This window comes from Microbacterium panaciterrae (assembly GCF_039541635.1).
Taxonomy (GTDB): Bacteria; Actinomycetota; Actinomycetes; order Actinomycetales; family Microbacteriaceae; genus Microbacterium; species Microbacterium panaciterrae.
Window position 1 is genome coordinate 78,396 of sequence record NZ_BAABGP010000005.1, and the last position, 19,897, is coordinate 98,292.

At 70.4% G+C, this 19,897-nt stretch carries 20 protein-coding genes; 13 read left to right on the plus strand and 7 right to left on the minus strand.

Going from position 1 to position 19,897, the window contains the following annotated elements:
• The first annotated feature begins 177 nt into the window (after window positions 1–177).
• A complete protein-coding gene (locus ABD882_RS03950) occupies window positions 178–1,011 on the plus strand; it encodes an aggregation-promoting factor C-terminal-like domain-containing protein (protein ID WP_345184576.1) in 834 nt (277 codons plus the stop codon).
• Between the two features lie 37 nt (window positions 1,012–1,048).
• Here ABD882_RS03950 and ABD882_RS03955 read toward each other — a convergent pair whose 3' ends face one another.
• Window positions 1,049–2,092, minus strand: a complete 1,044-nt coding sequence (locus ABD882_RS03955; RefSeq protein WP_345184578.1) for an Rv2578c family radical SAM protein — start codon at window positions 2,090–2,092, stop codon at window positions 1,049–1,051.
• Between the two features lie 97 nt (window positions 2,093–2,189).
• Here ABD882_RS03955 and ABD882_RS03960 point away from each other — a divergent pair, with 97 nt between their 5' ends.
• From ABD882_RS03960 to ABD882_RS03995, 8 genes are all read left to right on the plus strand, one after another.
• Window positions 2,190–3,155 (plus strand): M15 family metallopeptidase, encoded by a 966-nt coding sequence (locus ABD882_RS03960; RefSeq protein WP_345184580.1) that lies wholly within the window; start codon window positions 2,190–2,192, stop codon window positions 3,153–3,155.
• Between the two features lie 164 nt (window positions 3,156–3,319).
• The gene (locus ABD882_RS03965; RefSeq protein ID WP_345184582.1) at window positions 3,320–4,483 is read left to right on the plus strand and encodes an acyl-CoA dehydrogenase family protein; all 1,164 of its coding nucleotides are present in this window, start codon (window positions 3,320–3,322) and stop codon (window positions 4,481–4,483) included.
• 161 nt (window positions 4,484–4,644) lie between these two features.
• Entirely contained in the window at window positions 4,645–5,085 is a 441-nt protein-coding gene (locus ABD882_RS03970) for a hypothetical protein (RefSeq protein WP_345184585.1), read from the plus strand.
• An 86-nt stretch (window positions 5,086–5,171) separates the two neighbouring features.
• Window positions 5,172–5,321 (plus strand): hypothetical protein, encoded by a 150-nt coding sequence (locus ABD882_RS03975; protein ID WP_345184586.1) that lies wholly within the window; start codon window positions 5,172–5,174, stop codon window positions 5,319–5,321.
• A gap of 170 nt (window positions 5,322–5,491) precedes the next feature.
• Complete coding sequence (locus tag ABD882_RS03980; RefSeq protein ID WP_345184588.1) at window positions 5,492–5,884, plus strand: PadR family transcriptional regulator; 393 nt, start codon at window positions 5,492–5,494, stop codon at window positions 5,882–5,884.
• 1 nt (window position 5,885) lies between these two features.
• Window positions 5,886–6,257, plus strand: coding sequence for a DUF1048 domain-containing protein (locus ABD882_RS03985; RefSeq protein WP_345184591.1), 372 nt, complete (start codon window positions 5,886–5,888; stop codon window positions 6,255–6,257).
• 2 nt (window positions 6,258–6,259) lie between these two features.
• On the plus strand, window positions 6,260–7,063 hold the full coding sequence (locus ABD882_RS03990; protein WP_345184820.1) for an ABC transporter ATP-binding protein: 804 nt from the start codon (window positions 6,260–6,262) through the stop codon (window positions 7,061–7,063).
• Entirely contained in the window at window positions 7,060–7,824 is a 765-nt protein-coding gene (locus ABD882_RS03995) for an ABC transporter permease (protein WP_345184593.1), read from the plus strand. The genes ABD882_RS03990 and ABD882_RS03995 overlap by 4 nt, the downstream gene beginning before the upstream one ends.
• A gap of 103 nt (window positions 7,825–7,927) precedes the next feature.
• Here ABD882_RS03995 and ABD882_RS04000 read toward each other — a convergent pair whose 3' ends face one another.
• The 5 genes from ABD882_RS04000 to ABD882_RS04020 are packed head-to-tail and all read right to left on the minus strand — an operon-like array spanning window position 7,928 to window position 12,343.
• Window positions 7,928–8,731: an energy-coupling factor transporter transmembrane component T family protein gene (locus tag ABD882_RS04000; protein ID WP_345184595.1), complete on the minus strand. Its 804-nt coding sequence runs from the start codon at window positions 8,729–8,731 to the stop codon at window positions 7,928–7,930.
• Window positions 8,728–10,500: an ABC transporter ATP-binding protein gene (locus ABD882_RS04005; RefSeq protein WP_345184598.1), complete on the minus strand. Its 1,773-nt coding sequence runs from the start codon at window positions 10,498–10,500 to the stop codon at window positions 8,728–8,730. The genes ABD882_RS04000 and ABD882_RS04005 overlap by 4 nt, the downstream gene beginning before the upstream one ends.
• A 6-nt stretch (window positions 10,501–10,506) precedes the next feature.
• On the minus strand, window positions 10,507–11,052 hold the full coding sequence (locus ABD882_RS04010; RefSeq protein WP_345184600.1) for an ECF transporter S component: 546 nt from the start codon (window positions 11,050–11,052) through the stop codon (window positions 10,507–10,509).
• A gap of 44 nt (window positions 11,053–11,096) precedes the next feature.
• The gene (locus ABD882_RS04015) at window positions 11,097–12,032 is read right to left on the minus strand and encodes a pirin family protein (protein ID WP_425563328.1); all 936 of its coding nucleotides are present in this window, start codon (window positions 12,030–12,032) and stop codon (window positions 11,097–11,099) included.
• Between the two features lie 2 nt (window positions 12,033–12,034).
• On the minus strand, window positions 12,035–12,343 hold the full coding sequence (locus ABD882_RS04020) for a GNAT family N-acetyltransferase (RefSeq protein WP_345184603.1): 309 nt from the start codon (window positions 12,341–12,343) through the stop codon (window positions 12,035–12,037).
• Between the two features lie 126 nt (window positions 12,344–12,469).
• Here ABD882_RS04020 and recQ point away from each other — a divergent pair, with 126 nt between their 5' ends.
• Both recQ and ABD882_RS04030 read left to right on the plus strand, forming a co-directional pair.
• Window positions 12,470–14,521, plus strand: coding sequence for a DNA helicase RecQ (gene recQ, locus ABD882_RS04025; protein ID WP_345184604.1), 2,052 nt, complete (start codon window positions 12,470–12,472; stop codon window positions 14,519–14,521).
• Window positions 14,522–14,879: 358 nt separating this feature from the next.
• Entirely contained in the window at window positions 14,880–16,952 is a 2,073-nt protein-coding gene (locus ABD882_RS04030) for an acyl-CoA dehydrogenase family protein (protein ID WP_345184822.1), read from the plus strand.
• A 106-nt stretch (window positions 16,953–17,058) separates the two neighbouring features.
• On the opposite strand, the gene ABD882_RS04035 is transcribed toward ABD882_RS04030, so the two are convergent.
• Window positions 17,059–18,018: a nucleoside hydrolase gene (locus tag ABD882_RS04035; protein ID WP_345184606.1), complete on the minus strand. Its 960-nt coding sequence runs from the start codon at window positions 18,016–18,018 to the stop codon at window positions 17,059–17,061.
• Between the two features lie 160 nt (window positions 18,019–18,178).
• On the opposite strand from ABD882_RS04035, the gene ABD882_RS04040 reads away from it, so the two are divergent.
• Together ABD882_RS04040 and ABD882_RS04045 are read left to right on the plus strand one after the other, a co-directional pair.
• Window positions 18,179–18,958 carry a GntR family transcriptional regulator gene (locus ABD882_RS04040; RefSeq protein WP_345184608.1) on the plus strand — a complete coding sequence of 260 codons (780 nt, stop codon included), beginning with the start codon at window positions 18,179–18,181 and terminating at the stop codon, window positions 18,956–18,958.
• 55 nt (window positions 18,959–19,013) lie between these two features.
• Window positions 19,014–19,853 (plus strand): PfkB family carbohydrate kinase, encoded by an 840-nt coding sequence (locus ABD882_RS04045; RefSeq protein WP_345184610.1) that lies wholly within the window; start codon window positions 19,014–19,016, stop codon window positions 19,851–19,853.
• Window positions 19,854–19,897 lie beyond the last annotated feature (44 nt).

The following is a 19,897-nucleotide window of genomic DNA, read 5'->3' on the forward strand; positions in this document are numbered from 1 at the left end:
GCGCCCGGGTGCGTGACCTCCCCAACCTGGGAATCGGGTAAAAGATTCTGCTGCATACGCCCGCTTCGCGGGGGTCTCCCAGACTCAGTGATGCAGGATCGTTACCTTGTGCGCCCGACCCGAGGGCGCCTAGCCGCTGCTCGAGCGGTGCGAAGACTCCAAGGATCGTTACTCGTCATGTCTAGAACCCCGTTGTTCCGCTCTTCCCGCAGCAAGACCATCACACTCATCGGCGCCGCAGCGCTGCTCGGCGTCGTCGCCGTCGGAGGGGCGGCACTGGTCGGCCCGGCCGTGGCTTCCGCCGCTCCGGCTCAGGCCCAGGTCGACGCCGTCACCGCGTACAACCAGCGTTCGCAGGTGCGCGCTGCGCTCGACACGGCGAAGACGGCGCTGGCCGATGCCGCCGCCGTGAACGCGGACGTGAAGGCCTCGGGGCTCGACCTCGGCCAGGCCAAGAAGGTCGTCGACGCGACGGGGCTGCGCTCGGCGCACGACGTGCTCTCGGGTGCCGCGAACGACAAGGCTGCTCCGCACACGACGCTCGCGGTCGCTGTCGCCGACTACGCGGAGAAGGTGGAATCGCAGGTCACCGAGGTGCGCACCAACCTGACCACGGCCGTCGCGCAGAAGCAAGCGGCTGACGCGGCTGCGGCGGCAGCGGCGGCCGCAGCGCAGGCCGCCGCCGAGGCCCAGGCCACGGCGAACACCCCGGATGGCGCCCGCGCCACGGCCCAGCAGATCATGGCGAGCCAGTACGGCTGGGGCGGTGACCAGTTCCAGTGCCTGAACTCGCTGTGGAACAAGGAGTCCGGCTGGAACTACCAGGCGTACAACTCGTCCGGCGCGACGGGCATCCCGCAGGCGCTGCCCGGCGACAAGATGGCGAGCATCGCCAGCGACTGGGAGACCAACGCGACCACGCAGATCACGTGGGGCCTCGGCTACATCTCCAGCGTCTACGGCACCCCCTGCTCGGCCTGGGGCCACTCGCAGGCCACCGACTGGTATTGAGCGGACGACTCCCCAGGGGGCGGCTCTCCAGGGACGGCTAGAACAGCGTCGGCACGGGGGCCTGCCGCACACCGGCGCCGGCGCCCGTCGTGGTCCTGCTGCCCCGGGCCGGCCGGTCGTCCGAATGCAGCGCCTCGAGTGAGTGCAGGCGGATCAGGGGCCGCACCCTCCGTGCGAGCCACTTCCGGTAGTCCTTGGGAGCCTCCGCGGCCGTGCCGGGGTAGAGCTCGCGGTACGAGCTCAGCAGGTCGGGACGGTGCTCGGACAGCCACTGCAGGAACCACGGCTTGACCCCTGCCCGCAGATGCAGCGCGCCGTAGATGACGTGATCCGCGCCTGCCTCGGCGATCCGTCGCAGCGCCCCGTCGATCGCGCCGACCGAATCGGTCAGATGCGGCAGGATTGGCATCAGGAACACCCCCACCCGGAACCCCGCGTCGCTGAGTGCTCGCACCGTGTCGAGCCGCGCCTGCGTGCTCGGCGCCCCGGGCTCGATCGCCTCCCGCAGAGACTCATCGAACATCGCGATCGACAGCTGCACGTCGACCGGCACGTGCGTCGCCGCCTCGACCAGCAGCGGGATGTCGCGGCGGATCAGCGTCCCCTTCGTGAGAACCGAGAACGGCGTGCCCGAGTCGGCCAGCGCCCGGATGATCCCCGGCATCAGCCGATATCGCCCCTCCGCCCGCTGGTACGGGTCGGTGTTCGTGCCGAGCGCGACGGTCTCGTGCCGCCAGGATCCGCGTCGCAGTTCAGTCTCGAGCGTCTCGGCCACGTTCACCTTGACGACGATCTGCGAGTCGAAGTCATGCCCGGCGTCGAGGTCCAGATACGTGTGCGTTCCGCGAGCAAAGCAGTAAAAGCAGGCATGACTGCATCCGCGGTACGGGTTGATCGTCCAGTCGAACGGCATCTTCGACGGGCCGGGGACGTGATTCAAGGCCGACTTCGCGAGCACCTCGTGGAACGTCATCCCCGCGAACTCCGGCGTCGTCACCGTGCGCAGGAACCCGGTGCGATTCTCCATGCCCGGGAGCGCCTGCGCGTCGGTCTCGTCGATCCTCTGCCCGTGCCACCTCATGTCAATATTCGAACATAACAACGAGAGTGAGTCAAGAGCGGATCGAGAGAATCTTCGAATGTCGCAGACGTTCAGGTGCGGCGGTGAGAATGGATCCGTGACATCCCCGAGGCACCCGACGCGCGCTCGCGGCATGGATCCGCGCGTGGTGTTCCGACTGTTCGTCACGATCGGGCTGGCTGTGGCGCTGATCGGCGCACTCTGGGCGCTCGCCGACGGCTCTGCGTCTTCCGGCCCGGGGGGCGGATCGGGGGCGAGTGGCGCGCAGGCGACCGCGGCGATCGCGATGCCGCCGGCCGCGAAGGAGCTGCCTCAGGTCACGCTGGGCGGCGTGGTCGCGGCGAATCCGTGCGCACAGGCGGCGGTGCAGGCGGCGCTCTCCTCGGGCGGCGATGACGCCGTCGTCGCCGCGTTCGGCGGAGGGGCAGCGTTTCGGGCGGCGGTCGTGGCGGGCAACGCGCCCTGCGTCGATCTCGGGGACCCTGCCCGCGAATGGGTCGTGGTGAACAAGGCCCGCCCGCTGAACCCGATGACGTTCGCGCCCGCGCCGTTCGGAGACCCGGCCCTCGTCGTCGACGGCGCTGGCTCGCTCCGCGCCGACGTCTCGCAGGCGCTGGATCAGCTCTCTGCGGCAGCGAGCGGCGGCGGGATCGGATCGATTGCGCTCGCCAGCGGCTATCGCTCGTACGACACGCAGGTGCAGACGTACTCCGGGCAGGTCGCGCAGTACGGGCAGGCGCAGGGCGACGCGCTGTCCGCGCGGCCGGGATACAGCGAGCATCAGACCGGCCTGGCCGCCGACGTCGTGTCGTGCGCGGGTGGCTGCGGCAGCATCGATTCGTTCGGGGGCACCCCGGCGGGCGCCTGGGTCGCGCAGAACGCGTGGCAGTACGGATTCATCGTCCGCTACGTCGCGGGTCAGACGCCCGTGACCGGCTACGACCCCGAGCCCTGGCACCTGCGCTACATCGGAGTGGCGCTCGCGACCGCCTACCACGACGGCGGGTTCAGCACGCTCGAGCAGTTCTTCGGGCTGGCTGCCGCGCCCGCGTACCTCGGCTGACCGCCCGATCGCTCGCCCGATCCGGATGCCCCTGGCAGGTTCTCACAAGCGTGACACCGAGTCTCACATCTGGTGGGATGCATTCCCACAATCGGAGCCGCGATGCCCGTGATTCCGCGTAGGATCGCAGTGCGAAGACGCAAAGACGATCTGGAGGAGCGCGCATGGAACGCGACATCTACGACGAGGACCACGAGGCCTTCCGCGACCTGGTCAAGGACTTCATCAAGCGCTACGTGACCAACGAGGCCATCGAGCGCTGGGAGGCAGCCGGCGAGATCGATCGCGCGACCATGCTCGCGGCGGGCGAGGCCGGCCTGATCGGTCTGTCCGTACCCGAGGAGTTCGGTGGCGCCGGAATGCTGCAGGACTACCGCTTCCGCACCATCGTGATGGAGGAGGTCATCGCCGCGGGCGCCGGATCGCTCGCCGGCGCCTTCGGGATCCAGGATGACCTGGCCGTGCCGTACCTGGTGCATATGGGCACGCCGGAGCAGAAGGCGAAGTGGCTGCCCCGCATGGCGACCGGCGAGGTGCTCGGCGCGCTCGCGATGACCGATCCGGGTGCAGGTTCCGACCTGCGCGGCATCAAGACCAACGCGAAGAAGGTCGACGGCGGCTACATCCTCAACGGCGCCAAGACGTTCATCTCCTCGGGTACCACGGCGGACATCGTCGTGACCTTCGTGAAGACCGGTGAGGGCAACCGGCCCGACGCCTTCAGCCTGCTGATCGTCGAGAAGGGCATGGAGGGCTTCGACCAGGGCAAGAAGCTCAGCAAGATGGGCTTCCACGGCTGGGACACCGCAGAGCTCAGCTTCACCGACGTGTTCATCCCCGACGAGAACCTCATCAGCGGCAAGGAAGGGCAGGGGTTCATTCAGTTGATGATGAACCTGCCGCTCGAGCGGCTGTCGATCGGCGTCGCCGCCGCTGCCGCTGCCGAAGCCGCCACGAACTGGACCATCGCCTACACGAAGGACCGCGAGGCGTTCGGCGAGCGCATCGCCGACTTCCAGAACACCCGCTTCCGCCTCGCCGACATGGTCACCACCACCGAGGTGATGTGGGCGTACGTCGACCGCGCACTGCTCGCCTACAAGGACAGCAAGCTGTCGGCCGAGGACGCCGCGAAGGTCAAGTTCTGGACGACCGAGCGCGAGTGGGAGGTGCTCGACATGGGCGTGCAGCTGCACGGCGGCTACGGCTACATCATGGAGTACCCGATCGCGAAGGCCTTCACCGACGCCCGCGTGCACCGCATCTACGGCGGCACCAACGAGATCATGCGCGACCTCGTCGGCCGTCAGATCGCGGGCAAGCGCTGACGCTCGGCCCCCGAGCGTGTCGAAGGGCCTCCGGATCCCCGCGGATCCGGAGGCCCTTCTGCTGTCGGCGATCGTCCTCCACAATCCAGCTGCGATCCGAGTTCTCCCCCGATTGCGGAACCGCGCCCCGCGCCGCCGCGCCCGGCGATCAGGCTGACGTCATGAACCCTGAATCTCTGCGTGACCACGTGCTGGACGGCGACGACGACCTTCGCGATGCGCTCGAGCTGCTGCTTCAGCGCGCGAACCAGCGGCAGCTCTGGCTGCTCTTCATCGACGGACGGGGGCGGATCGGCGAACCGCTGATGCCCATGGCGGACTATCCCGAGGATCCGCACGAGGTGGTGACGACCGAGGATCTGGGCGAGGTCAGTCACTCCCAGCTGCTGTCGCAGCGGATCGGCATGCTCCGCACCCTCACGGACAACGCGGCCGTCGTGCTGGTCTGGGAGCGGGTCGGCGGCGAGGCGGTCGACGACGACGTCCGGATCTGGGCGCGGGCGATGAAGCGGCAGGCCGGGTTGCTCGAGATCCCGCTGCGCGGACAGTTCCTGCTGCACACGCACGGCGTGCGTCAGCTGCACGCCGACGACTGGCTCTGAGAGCCCGACGTTCGGTATCGGGCATGTTCCTGCTTCCGCGGCGACGCAGAATGTCGTGCGCCTATCGCGGGAGAGCCGCCTGGCCGATGTCTGCGCAGAAGAAGACGCGGCCGGCGGCCCTGGTGAGCAACAACACGGCGAACTCCGTGGCGCGCATCGTCCGCCCGGTCGGGTGGGTGCTCGCCGCGTTGATGGGCGCCCTGGATGATGCCCTCCGCATCCATCTCGCGCTCTGACGCACCCCTTGACCGGAACCCGCAACGCCCTCGGATCCCCGGATCCGAGGGCGTTCTCGGCGTCTGTCATCGGGGTGAGAAAAGTTTGGTACTCGCTGTTGCTATGTACCGGTACTTAGTGTTACCGTCTACCAGTAGTCAACATCACTGAGTAGAAGGAGGCGATCGCGATGGCGAGTCAGATGACCGAGATGCTCAAGGGCACTCTCGAGGGCATCGTCCTGGCGATCCTGGCCGAGCGATCGGCCTATGGATACGAGATCACGGCGCGGCTCCGCGACGGCGGTTTCGCCGACATCGCGGAGGGCACCGTCTACGCGCTGCTGGTGCGCGTGGAGCAGCGCGGCCTCGTGGATGTGGAGAAGGTCCCGTCCGAGAAGGGCCCGCCGCGCAAGGTGTACTCGCTCAACGCGCAGGGGAGGGAGCAGCTCGCCGAGTTCTGGCGGACGTGGAGCTTCCTCGCCGCGCACATCGAGCGGCTCCGCGGCACCGACGCGAACACCAGCACCGACATCACCGACACCGACACCGACAGCATCACCGACACCGACGAAGGAGCCTGACATGGCCGCCAAATGGATCGAAGCCCTCACCGGGTCTCTCGAGCAGAAGAAGCAGTACCGGCAGTACAAGGCCCGCATCGAGGGCCTCTCCGAGCCCTACGGCACGGTCGCCAAGGCGATCGACCGCTACCTGATGCTCGCCGGCGGCATCGTCGACGGCGACATCATGATCACGATGCTCGGCGATCTCGCCGACCTCTGGGAGCGCGCGGCCGCCGACGGCACGCCGGTGCGCGACATCGTCGGCGACGACCCGGCGGAGTTCGCCGAGACGTTCGCCCGCGCCTACAACGGCAAGGTGTGGCTCGACAAGGAGCGAACCCGCCTGACCAAGGCGATCGACGAGGCCGCAGCGAAGGAGGATCGATCATGACCATGACCGCCCCCGCGATCCGCGTGCAGGGGATCACCAAGGCGTTCAAGGACCTGCAGGTCCTGCGCGGCGTCGACTTCGAGGTCGAGCGGGGCAGCATCTTCGCCCTGCTCGGCTCGAACGGCGCCGGCAAGACCACGCTGGTGCGGATCCTGTCCACTTTGCTGAAGGCCGGCGGCGGATCCGCCACCGTGCACGGCTCCGACGTCGCCACGGCGCCGAACGACGTGCGCGAGGCGATCAGCCTCACCGGGCAGTTCGCGGCGGTCGACGAGATCCTCACCGGGCGCGAGAACCTCACGCTCGTCGCGAAGCTGCGTCACCTGAAGGACCCCGGATCCGTCGCGGACGACCTGCTCGCGCGGTTCTCGCTCACGGACGCCGGCGGACGTCGTGCAGGCACCTACTCCGGCGGCATGCGCCGCCGCCTGGACATCGCGATGAGCCTGATCGGCGACCCGCCGGTCATCTTCCTCGACGAGCCCACCACGGGCCTCGATCCGCAGGCGCGCATCGAGGTCTGGCAGACCGTGCAGCAGCTCGCCGACAGCGGCACCACGGTGCTGCTCACCACGCAGTATCTCGACGAGGCGGAGCAGCTGGCCGACCGGATCGCGATCCTGCACGAAGGCACCATCATCCAGAACGGCACACTCGCCGAGCTCAAGCGGCTGCTGCCGCAGGCGAAGGTCGAGTACGTCGAGAAGCAGCCCACCCTCGAAGAGGTCTTCCTCGCGCTGGTCGGGCCGTCGGCCGGCGCTTCGACAGGCTCAGCAACCGGCACCAACAAGGAGGCATCGAAATGAGCACCCACGTCATCCGTGACACGGGCACCCTCACCGGGCGCTCGCTCACGCACATCCTGCGCAGCCCCGACACGATCATCACCACCGCGGTCACCCCGATCGCGCTGATGCTGCTGTTCGTGTACGTGCTCGGCGGCGCGATCCGCACCGGATCCTCGGAGTCGTACATCGACTACATGCTCCCCGGCATCCTGCTCATCACGATCGCGTCGGGGATCGCGTACACCTCGTACCGGCTGTTCCTCGACCTGCAGGGCGGCATCTTCGAGAGGTTCCAGTCGATGCCGATCGCCCGCTCGAGCGTGCTGTGGGCACACGTGCTCACCTCGCTCGTCGCGAACATCGTCTCGGTCGCGATCGTGGTCGGCGTCGCATTCGCGATGGGGTTCCGCACTGGAGCGTCGGTCGGGGCGTGGCTGGCGGTGGCCGGGATCCTGATCCTGTTCACGCTCTCGCTCACCTGGCTCGCGGTGATCGCGGGGCTGAGCGCCAAGACCGTGGACGGCGCGAGCGCGTTCAGCTACCCGCTGATCTTCCTGCCGTTCATCAGCTCGGCGTTCGTGCCCACCTCGTCGATGCCCGGCCCCGTGGCCTGGTTCGCCGAGAACCAGCCGGTGACCTCGATCGTGAACACGATCCGTGCGCTGTTCGCCGGCACTCCGGTCGGATCCAGCATCTGGATCGCCCTGGCCTGGATGGTCGGGATCCTCGTGGTCGCGTACGCCTTCGCGATCGCCATCTACAAGAAGAAGATCAGCTGATCAGGTCGGTTCCTGAGCTTGTCGAAGGACGAACCCCGTCGAACCGCCTTCGGTGCGTCCTGCACCCGGAGGCGGTTCGAGGCGGTTCGGCGCCGGGCGCCTCTCAGAGCTGCCAGGGGAAGAACAGGGCGAAGATCGTCGCCGACGCGGCGAGCATCAGGACGAGGAACACGACGTCGCGGGAACGGAACGGCACCTCGTGCCGCTCGGTGCGGGTCGGGTGGGCGCCGAACGCGCGCGAGTCCATCGCCAGCGCGACCCGTTCCGCGTGCCGGATCGCTCCCGCGAGCAGGGGCACGATGTAGCCCCAGCCGCGTGCGATCCGGGCGAACGGGCTGCGCCCGCCGTGCGTCCCGCGCACTCGGTGTGCGGCGCGGATGACGCTCAGCTCGTCGCCGAAGCGCGGCACGAAACGGTAGGCGGCCAGTGCGGCATAGCCGATCCGATAGGGGATCCGCAGCTGCTGCACGCCCGCTCGCACGAGGTCGGGGCCGGTGGTGGTGAGGCCGGCGATGAGCGCGAGGGCGAGCAGCGCCGCGATCCGCAGCCCGGTCGCGAAGCCGGTCGCGAGCGCACCGGCGCGCAGCGTCCAGCCGCCGATCCGCAGCACGGCCGGGGTCGCGGCGACCTGTGCGGGATCCGTCCACAGCGCCATCGCGACCCCCAGCACGAGCACCCCGAGCGGCACGGCGAGCAGCAGCACAGCCCAGGCCCGCGCGCTCAGCCGTGCGCCGCCGAGGACCAGGGCATAGGAGATGACGACGAACCCGAGCGGTGTCGCGAGGTCGCGCACGAACAGCAGCAGCACCATCGCCGGGAGCACCGCGCCGAGCTTGGCGAGCGGATTCAGCCGGTGCAGCCAGGCGCGGGTGGGGACGGCCTCCCGCTCGGCGTAGGGATCGGTCATGACTCCGCCCCGCCCGCCGGATCGGCCACCGCGTCGCCGGACAGCAGCTCGCGCAGCGCCGGCGGGATCGCGGCGTAGGCCGCGGGGAGCGGGATCCTGCCGTCCCGCACGAGCTCCGCGGTGGGGCCGGCCGCGACGATCGTCCCGGCCTCGACGAGCACCGCGTGCGTGGTGTGCCGCACCACGAGGTCGAGGTCGTGCGTGACGAGCACGATCGTCGTGCCCTCCGTCCTGAGCTCGCGGAACAGGGCGAGCAGCTCTTCGGTGCGACGCAGATCCTGCCCAAAGGTCGGCTCGTCGAGCACGAGGATCCGCGGGCGGGTGATGAGGGCGGTGCCCACGGACAGCCGGCGCTTCTCGCCGCCCGAGAGCAGGAACGGATGCGTGGAGGCCTTGTCGGTCAGGCCGAAGCGCACGAGCATGGCCTGCACGCGCTCGGCGATCTCGGCGGGCGGCGTGCGTCGCAGTCGCAGGCCGTGCGCGAGCTCTTCGAACACGGTGTGCGCGATGAACTGGTGCTCGGGGTTCTGGAACACGAAGCCGAGGTGTGCGGCGAGCGCCCGGGGGGATGCCGTCGCCGGGTCGATGCCGTCGACCCGGACGCGGCCGCGCGGCGGGGGCATGACCCCGGCCAGAGCCTGTACCAGCGTCGTCTTGCCTGCGCCGTTCGGCCCGATCACGGCGGTGATCGACGCGGCCGCGATGTCGAGGTCGACCGCGTGCAGGATCGGGGTGTGCCGGCGTGCGACGTCGAGACTGCGCGCGGTGATGATCGGATCCGGCGCGGTGATGATCGGATCCGGCGCGGCCATGGTGTGGAACTCCGTCGATCCGGTCGTTGCGGCGTCAGATCCGGCGCCGGGGGCTCGAATCGACGGAGTTTCGAACGGTGCGGCGTCCGCTCGCCGCGCCCGCAGAGCCGCCCTGAGCTCCTCGGCCATGAGCGGAAGGGGCGTGAGGGGCTCCGTCGAGAGCTCCGGCAGTCGGGCGTTCAGGCGCCGTGCGGCGAGGGCGGCGGTGGGCAGGCGCACCCCGAGCGCCACCAGTTCCTCGGCGTGCGCGCGCAGGATCCGGGCGGCGGGCCCGTCGAAGGCGATCCTCCCGTTGTCGTCGAGCACGATCGCGCGGGTCGCGAGGGCGAGCGCGGCATCGAGATCGTGTTCCACGAGGATGATCGCGCGCTCCGGATCGGCGAGGTCCGCGAGCGCCGCGTGCACCTCGGCGGTGCCCTGCGGATCGAGGTTCGCCGTGGGCTCGTCGAGGATCAGCACGGGTGCGGCGGTCGCGAGGGCCGCAGCGATCGCGAGGCGCTGCTTGCCGCCGCCGGAGAGGCGATCCGGGTTCTCGTCGCGCCGCTCCCACAGTCCCATCCGGCGCAGCGCCGCCTCCGAGCGGGCGAGGATGTCCGGCACGGGCAGCCGCAGGTTCTCGAGGGCGAAGGCCGCGTCGTCGAGCACCGTCCCGGTGATGATCTGCGCGTCCGGATCCTGGAACACCGTCGACACCATGCTGCTGAGTGCGGCGACGGGGGTCGTGGCCGCCTCGTGCCCGCAGACCAGGACGGATCCGTCGACCGCGGCTTCGAGGGAGTGCGGGATCAGGCCGCTGAGCGCGAGCGCGAGCGTGGACTTGCCGGATCCGCTCGGTCCGAGCAGGAGCACGACCTCGCCGGGGTGCACGTCGAACGACACCTTGCGCACGGCGGGTTCACTCGCGCCGCGGTGCGTGATCGTGAGATCGCGCACGCTCAGGAGCGGGGTGGGCGGCACGGCGGATCAGCGCTGCGCGACCCCGGCCCGGCGCAGCGCCACGCCGATCCGCAGGCCGATCGCCGTCCACGCGACCGGGCCCAGCACTGCCAGGGGCAGGTAGACGATCCGCGCCCAGGCGGGCAGTTTCGCCAGATCGACCACGAAGAACACCACGACCGCGATGATCACGCCGATGATGAGCGCCGACACGAAGAACCGCACGGCGCCCCAGGCGCGATACCGGGTGACCGCGGCGACGCCCTCCTGGATGAGGCCGAACAGCAGCGCGGTGCCGAGGAACCGCGGGAACCAGATCGGGTTGAACGCGCTCGCCACGAGGGCCGCGAGCACATGGGTGAGCAGGGCGACGAGCGGGCGACGCAGCACCTCCTGCGCGATGATCCCCGGCAGCACGTGCGAGCCGAGCACCAGGCCGTACGCGAACGGCGCGATCGGCAGGATCACCAGCGTCATCCATCCCGCGGCGGCGCCGAGCAGGCCCGTGGCGACCCCGATGGCGGCGCAGACGAGCAGAACGCGCGTGGGCAGCGGGGAGCGGGCGGCGGACACGGGACCAGCGTACCGGCGAGGGCGCGACGCGCCCGGTCGGAGTCTCAGATCCTGCGGCGCCGCGGCATCAGACGCACCGGCGGGATCGGCGGAGCGGGGACGCGCTCGTCGCCGTGGCCGGTGACGTGACCGAAGCGATCGGATCCGGCCTCCCAGTCCTCGCGGGCCTGCGCGATCTCGTCATGGCTGCGCGCGGCGAAGTTCCACCACATCACGAGGTCCTGTTCGAAGGGCTCGCCGCCGAGGAGGAACAGCAGCGCTCCGCCCTCGCTGCGCAGGCGCACGGCAGCGCGCGAGTCGCCGAGGAACAGCACATCGTCCGCGGTGAGCGGCGTCTCGACCAGGTCGGCGTCCGACACCCGGGCGTCGCCGGAGACCAGCAGCAGCCCGTGCTCCCACTCCGGCGCGAGCGGCAGGGTGACCGCACTGCCGGGTTCGAGACGGATCTCCGCCCCCACGATGGGCGTGTGCGCGGTCGCGGGCGAGCGGATCCCGGCATATTCGCCCATCACGACCGTGACGTCGGCGTCGGATCCTTCGTCCGCCGGCAGCGCCAGACCCGGCAGCGACAGATGCTGCTCGAAGCCGGGGGATCCTGTCGCCGCTCCGTCCGGCAGCACCACCCAGAGCTGCAGGGCGTCGAGCGGGCCCGCCTGCTCGCCGATCGAGTACTCGGAGTGCGCGATGCCGAGCCCCGCGGTCATCAGGTTCAACTGTCCGCGGCGCAGTACGACGTCGCTCTGCAGGGTGTCGCGATGGCGGATCTCGCCGACGAGCGGCCAGGTCACCGTCTGCAGACCGATATGGGGGTGCGGCTCGACGCGCATGCGCACCTCGGCCGGGCCGAACCGGTCCAGGAAGCACCAGGCGCCGATCGTCGGAACGTCCTTGCTGGGCAGCACCCGCTGCACGTTCATCGCGCGCACGCCGCCGAGCGGCACCTCGCGCGCCGGCAGCACGGTCGCGCGAGGGCCGTGCAAGCTCACCCCTGCTCCTCGGGAGGCCCGGGGAAGCGCACTTTCGCGCCCGGCACGTCGTGCGTGCGCAGGTACTTGTTGATGTAGGGGCAGTACGGCACGATCGTGTCGCCGGTCGCCACGGCGTCGGCGAGGGCCTCGGCGGCGAGCTTCGAGGCGATCCCCTGCCCCTGGAAGGCCGGATTCACCTCCGTGTGCGTGAACAGGATCAGGCCAGGACGTCGTTCGATCTCCGCGAATCCGGCGACCACTGAGTTGCTGGTGATCTCGTAGCGGGACTCGGCCTCGTTCAGGGTCACGGCGAACGCGGGCATGACACTCCTTCATCCGGTGGATCTGCTCGGGACCAACCTATGCCCGACGGCGGACGCCGAGACCGTTCCGCGCGAGGCCTGTGGACAGCGGCCTTCGGCGTCGGTGCTCCTCGTTACGCTGGAGGCATGCCCCAGAACGATCCGCGAGACCCCTATGCGGATCTGCCGTGGTCCGACGCGCCCCTCGACGACCCGTATGCCGACGCGCCGTTCGGGGACGAGTCGTGGGATGCCGCGCCGCCGCCGGAGGAGGGCGAGTGGGCAGGATCCCCCGGTGCCGTCCCGCAGGGCAGCTTCCCCGCGCCCTCGCGGGCGAGCGCGCCCTCGCGGGCGAGCCCGCCCTCGGGCCGTACCGCCCCGAGCCGGTTCCCGACGCCGCTCGAGGCGCTGAAGGCGGTCTACGGCTACGACGCGTTCCGCGGCGACCAGGCCGCGGCCATCGACCAGGTGGTGGGCGGAGGCGACGCGGTCGTGCTCATGCCGACCGGCGGCGGCAAGAGCGTCTGCTACCAGATCCCCGCGCTCGTGCGCGAAGGCACGGGGCTCGTGGTCAGCCCGCTCATCGCGCTCATGCACGACCAGGTCGACGCGCTGCGGGCGAACGGCGTGAGCGCGGCCTATCTGAACTCCACCCAGACCTCGGCCGATCGTGCCGAGGTCGAACGCGCCTATCTCGCGGGCGAGCTCGACCTGCTCTACGTCGCGCCGGAGCGCCTCTCGAACGCGCAGACGCTGGCGCTGCTGCAGCGCGGATCCCTCAGCGTCATCGCGATCGATGAGGCGCACTGCGTGTCGCAGTGGGGGCACGACTTCCGTCCCGACTACCTCGCCCTCGGCGGGCTGGCCGAGCGGTTCCCCGGCGTCCCGCGCATCGCGCTCACCGCGACCGCCACCCGCGAGACGCATCGCGAGATCATCGAGCGACTGCAGCTGCCGGCGGCGAAGCATTTCGTCGCGAGCTTCGACCGGCCCAACATCCAGTACCGGATCGATCCCAAGGTCGATGTGCGCGGGCAGCTCGTCTCCTTCATCCGTTCGATGCCTGCGGGATCCGCGGGCATCGTCTACGCGCTGAGCCGCGCCTCGGTCGAGCAGACCGCCGAGTACCTGCAGGCGCAGGGCTTCGACGCCGTCCCGTATCACGCGGGTCTCGACGCGGCCACACGCGCGGCGCACCAGTCCCGGTTCCTCCGCGAGGACGGGGTGATCGTCGTCGCCACGATCGCGTTCGGCATGGGCATCGACAAGCCCGACGTGCGCTTCGTCGCACACATCGATCTGCCGAAGTCGGTCGAGGGCTACTACCAGGAGACCGGCCGTGCCGGTCGCGACGGCGAGCCCTCGGTCGCGTGGATGGCGTACGGTCTCGGCGACGTGGTGCAGCAGCGCCGGTTCATCCAGCAGGGCGACGGCGACCGCGCGATCAAGCAGCGCCAGGGCCAGCACCTCGACGCGATGCTCGCGCTCTGCGAGACCGTGGACTGCCGCCGGCAGAACCTGCTCGGCTACTTCGGGCAGACCTCCGAGCCGTGCGGCAACTGCGACACCTGCCTCACTCCGCCGGAGGGCTGGGACGGGCTGGTCCCCGCGCAGAAGCTGCTCTCCACGATCGTGCGGCTGCAGCGCGAACGGCGCCAATCGTTCGGCGCCGGGCACCTCATCGACATCCTGCGCGGAGCCTCGACCGAGAAGATCCGCAAGTTCTCGCACGACGAGCTCGCCACCTACGGGATCGGATCCGACCTCACCGATGCGCAGTGGCGCTCGGTCGTGCGGCAGATGCTCGCGCAGGGTCTCATGCAGGCGCAGGGCGAATACGGCACCCTCGGGGTCAGCGATGCGAGCGCGGGCGTGCTCGCCGGCACCACCGCGGTGCGGCTGCGTCACGACGTGGTCAACCGGGCGGCGTCCCCCGGCCGCGCCGCGAAGCGCTCCGCCGCGGACGCGCTCGCCGAGGGCGATCGCTCGCTGTTCGAGGCGCTGCGCGCGTGGCGGGCGCAGACGGCGCGCGAGCAGGGCGTCCCGGCCTACGTCGTGTTCGGCGACGCCACGCTGCGCGCCCTCGCCGAGCACCGGCCGAGCCGCACCGACCAGCTCAACGGCATCAGCGGCATCGGCGAGCGCAAGCGCGAGGCGTACGGCGAGGCCGTGCTCGAGGTCATCGCCGCCGAGGGCTGAGTTCGGCCGCCCCGGTCCGGTGCCCGCGTTCGCGCTTCATCAGGCGTCTGCGTCCCTCGCGCCGGCGCGCGTGGGGTTGGAAATCGTCGCTCTGGCCGGGCTCGTGGACGCGTTTTCCATCCCCGCCCTGCGGGATGGCGCGCCCTCCACCGGCAGCACGCCCGGAGTGCCGGAGAACGACCGCGCGGGGAGGACGCACGCGGCCCGGGAGAGCGCCGGGACCGGATCCTGTGGAGAGCCGACAACCGGTCGGATCCTCGTTGCTCGGATCCCTTGGCGGATCCCCACAGCCGACTTCGTCCTGTGTTGTGACAGATCTACCATGAAGGCATCCCAGAAACCTCCCGAGAGGATCCTCATGGTCGACGCCGCACTTCGCCCGAGCACCCCCCTGCACGACACCATCACGTCCGCGCAGGCCGCACCGCGCATCGATGTCGACGCGGTCGGCGACCTGCTGCTCGGCACCTGGGCGGACACCCGTCGCGAGGCGCGCGAGATGATCAAGGATCCGGCGTTCTGGCGCGACGACTCGCTCAGCAAGGATGAGCACCGCGAGCGCGTGCTCAGCCAGCTGCACCTGCTCGTGCAGAACAAGGCCGTGCACCGCGCCTTCCCGCAGCGCCTCGGCGGTGAGGAGAACAACGGCGGCAACATCGCCGGCTTCGAGGAGCTCGTCGTCGCCGACCCCAGCCTGCAGATCAAGTCGGGTGTGCAGTGGGGACTGTTCGGATCCGCTGTGCTGCAGCTCGGCACTGCCGAGCACCACGACAAGTGGCTGCCGGGCATCATGAACCTCGAGATCCCCGGCGCGTTCGCGATGACCGAGATCGGGCACGGATCCGACGTCGCCTCGATCGGCACGACCGCGACCTACGACCCGGCGACCGAGGAATTCGTGATCAACACGCCGTTCCGCGCGGCGACCAAGGAGTTCCTCGGCAACGCGGCCCTGCACGGCGTCGCTGCGACCGTGTTCGCGCAGCTCATCACGAACGGGGTCAACCACGGCGTGCACTGCTTCTACGTGCGGCTGCGGGGCGAGGACGGAGTCGACCTGCCCGGCATCGGCCGTGAGGATGACGGTCTCAAAGGCGGGCTGAACGGGATCGACAACGGCCGGCTCAGCTTCGACCACGTGCGGATCCCGCGCACCAACCTGCTGAACCGCTACGGCGATGTGGCCGCAGACGGCACGTACTCCAGCGCGATCGACAGCCCGGGACGCCGGTTCTTCACGATGCTCGGCACCCTCGTGCAGGGCAGGGTCTCGCTCGACGGCGCCGCATCGTGGGCGTCTGCGCTGGGCCTGTTCATCGCGACCACGTACGCGAGCCAGCGCCGGCAGTTCACCGGCGTCGACGGCGAGGAGACCACGCTGCTCGACTACGGCAAGCACCAGCGCCGCCTGCTCCCGCGCCTGGCGACCACCTATGCGCAGCTGTTCGCGCATGACGAGTTCCTGCAGAAGTTCGACGGCGTGTTCTCGGGCCGCTCCGACACGGCGCAGGACCGCGAGGATCTGGAGACGCTCGCCGCCGCGCTCAAGCCGCTGTCGACCTGGCACGCGCTGGACACCCTGCAGGAGTGCCGCGAGGCGTGCGGCGGTGCCGGGTTCATGTTCGAGAACCGCTTCGTGGGCCTGCGCCAGGACCTCGACATCTACGTCACCTTCGAGGGCGACAACAACGTGCTGCTGCAGCTCGTCGGCAAGCGCCTGCTCACCGATTTCGCGAAGCAATTCAAGGGCAAGGACGCCGCGGCCCTCGCCAAGTACGCGGTCGGCCAGACCGCGGGCAAGGTGTTCCACGGTGGCGGGTTGCGCCAGCTCGGCCAGGCCGTGGCCGACTTCGGATCCACCGCGCGCTCGGTCGAGAACGGCCTGCGCGCCGAGCAGCAGCAGGAGCTGCTCACCGACCGGGTGCAGCAGATGGTGGCCGACATCGCCGGCCGCCTGCGTGCCGGCGGCAAGGACAAGCAGCTCGGCGCCCGCCTGTTCAACGAGAACCAGGCCGAGCTCATCGAGGCGGCCCGCGCGCACGGCGAGCTGCTGCAGTGGGAGGCGTTCACCGACGCGGTCGCCCGCACCACGGACGAGGGATCCCGCACCGTGCTCACCTGGCTGCGCGACCTGTTCGGGCTGCAGCTCATCGAGAAGCACCTCTCCTGGTACCTCATCAACGGCAGGCTTTCCGCGCAGCGCGCGGCCTCGGTCTCGCGCTACATCGACCGGCTCTGCGCGCGCCTGCGCCCGCACGCCGTCGACCTCGTGAACGCGTTCGGCTACGAGCCCGAGCACGTGCGCGCCCCTCTCGCCTCCGGCGCCGAGCAGATCCGCCAGGACGAGGCCCGCTCGTACTACGCCGACCTGCGCGCGTCCGGTGACGCCCCGGTCGACGAGAAGGCGCTGAAGAAGGCCCGCCAGCTGTAGGCCGCGCTGGGCTGGCAGGAACGCGCTTCGTCTCGGTCTCGCTGGCGCTCGTCCTCGCTCAACGACCCCGAGAGGTGTCCCTATTCGGGGTCGTTGACCGCTGAGGTCAGGCTCCGGCGACGCGCTCGGCGAGGTGCTGCGGGAAGCCCGGGTCAGCAGCGAGCACGACGCGCACGTTCGCGTCGGCGTGATCGACCGTGCCCGCCCGCTGGCCGCGCAGGTCGAACACGGTCTGCCCGCGGCCCGGTCCGTCGGTCGTGTCGACCACCGCCGGCACCGCCGGGGCGACCGTCGACGCGATTCGCCCGACGGCGATCGCGGCGGCGAGCGGATCGTGCAGGGCGCAGCAGCGCCGGCCGAACGTGGGCTCGTAGAAGTCCACATAGAAGTCGAGCATTCCCGCCACCGCGCGCGCCACCGGCGATCCTGAGGACGCCAGCAGATCGCGGTGCGACTCCTCGAACACGTTCTCCATGGTCACGTCCAGCGGCACGACCACGACTGGCCAGGCCGCGGCGAACACGGCGGCGGCGGCCTCCGGGTCGTTGGCGATGTTGGCCTCGGCGACCGCGCTGGTGTTGCCCGGCACGAGAGCCGCGCCTCCCATGAGCGTGACGCGAGCCACGCGCGAGGGAAGAGTCGGATCCTGCTCCAGCGCGGCGGCGAGGTTCGTGAGCGGGCCGACGGCGAGCACCTCGAGGGATCCGGCGTGCTCGTGCGACAGGCGGATGAGCAGGTCCGCCGCGGTGCCGTCCTCGACCGGGTGCGCGGGTGCGGGCAGCGCGACCCCGCCGACGCCGTCATCGCCGTGCACGTGCGGAGCGCCGCCGTCGTACTCGTGCGTGAGGAAGTCGTGCCGGCCGATCGCGACCGGTACGTCGTCGCGCTCGGACAGGGCGAGCAGGCCGAGAGTGTTGCGCGCGGCCTGGGCCGCCGTCGTGTTGCCGCTGACGGTGCCGATGCCCGCGAGCACGATCTCGGGCGACGCCAGCAGATAGGCGAGCGCGAGCGCATCGTCGATGCCGGTGTCGCAGTCGAAGTAGAGCGGGGCGGCGGGGTCGGTCATCGTGTCTCCTCGTCGGGCGCAGGATCGGGCGGCGCGATCCAACGTTCTATGATGTTATACCTCTGAGGTAGAACATCTGCACGCCGTCGTTTCCGTGCTTGAATGAACGGCGAGCACGATCCGGCCCGGGTTCGGGTGCGCCGACTGTGGAGGAGATCCGATGACGGACGTCGAGCAGTTCCTGGCGAGGCAGCTGACCGCTCCGGTGGGCCAGCCCCTCCGCGTCGCGGTGTACTCGCGTCTCGCCGAGGGGATCCGCTCGGGTGTCTTCTCGCTGGGATCCGCGCTGCCGCGGGAGACCGAGCTCGGTGTCGCCCTGGGGGTGTCGCGCACGGTCGTGCGTGAGGCGCTCATGCTGCTCGAGGAGGACGGGCTGATCACGACCCGGCGCGGGATCGGCCGGTTCGTCGCCGAGGATCTCCCGGTCGTCGGCCTCGAGGAGCTCCGGCCCCTCGAAGTCGCGCTCGCCGAGGGCGGTGAGGATGTCACCGTCCGGCAGCTGGAGTTCGTGGTGCGGCCCACCACCGACTACGTGTCGGGCCATCTCGGCCTCGACGCGGCCGCGAACACCTGGTTCCGTGAGAGCGTGATCGAGCGCGCCGGCGAACCCATCGCGATCCTGCAGGAGCATCTGCCGGCCGGACGCTATCTGACCGACGCGAGCCCGCAGATCGCGGCCATGATCGCAGAGGCGGCCGCCGATCCGTCCAGCCTCATGACGGCCCTCGCCGCCAGGGGCGCAGTTTTCGGATCCGGCGTGTGCGAGCTCACCGCGAACGTGGTCGGCCGCTCCCGAGGAGCGCTGCTGGGGCTCAAACCGGGAGATCCGGTGCTCATCCTCACCCAGACCGCCTCGACAGGCGGCACCCCCGTCTATCTCGCCAAGTGCATCATCTCTCCGACCGCGGGCGTGCTGTCCGTCGTGCAGACCGCGCCGTGACGCGCCTCGATCCATCCTTTTCGAACGATCCCGTCCTTCCCGAAGTGGAGTCCTCATGACCGAGCCCCTCGCCCTCGCCGTCTTCGGCAGCATCAACGTCGACCTCACCGCCCGCACCGAGCGCCTGCCCGAACCCGGCGAGACCGTCGGCGGCGGACGCCTCTCGCGGGAGGCCGGAGGCAAGGGCGCCAACCAGGCGGCCGCGGCGGCGCGCCTGGGCGCCCGGGTCCGGATGGTCGGCGCGGTCGGATCCGACTCCGACGGTGCGTGGATGCGGGCGGAGCTCGAGGCCGCGGGCGTGCAGGTCGCCGCGGTGCGCATCGGGTCCGAGGCCACCGGCGTCGCGCTCATCGTGGTCGACGCGGAAGGCGAGAATCAGATCGCGGTGTGCGAGGGCGCCAACGGCGAGGTGAGCCTGGACGGGATCGAGTTCGGCGAGGACGAGGCTGTTCTCACGCAGCTGGAGATCCGGATGGACATCATCGAGCAGCTCGCCGACGCGACACGCGGCTACCTCGCCGTGAACGCCGCACCCGCGCGGGAGCTGCCCGCGGCGGTGCTGCAACGCGCCGACCTCGTCATCGTGAACGAGAGCGAGTATGCCCTCCTGCCCGCGCTGCGCACCGCCCGCCGGGTCGCGGTCACCTACGGCGGCGAGGGGGCGAAGCTCTTCGAGGGCGGGGTCGAGGTCGCCTCCGCTCCCGCGGTCAAGACCGAGGTCGTGAACACGGTCGGCGCCGGCGACGCGTTCTGCGCCGCGCTCACGGTCGCGCTCGCCTCCGGGGTCGCCGCGGACCGCGCGCTCACTGCGGCGTGCGCGGTGGGCGCAGCGGCTGTCGCGGATCCGCGGTCGCAGCCGCACCTCGCGGTGCTGGAGCAGTACCTTCCCGCATGATCTGGCCCCCGCGGACGGAATGTCGGACGGCCCGCCTACGCTGA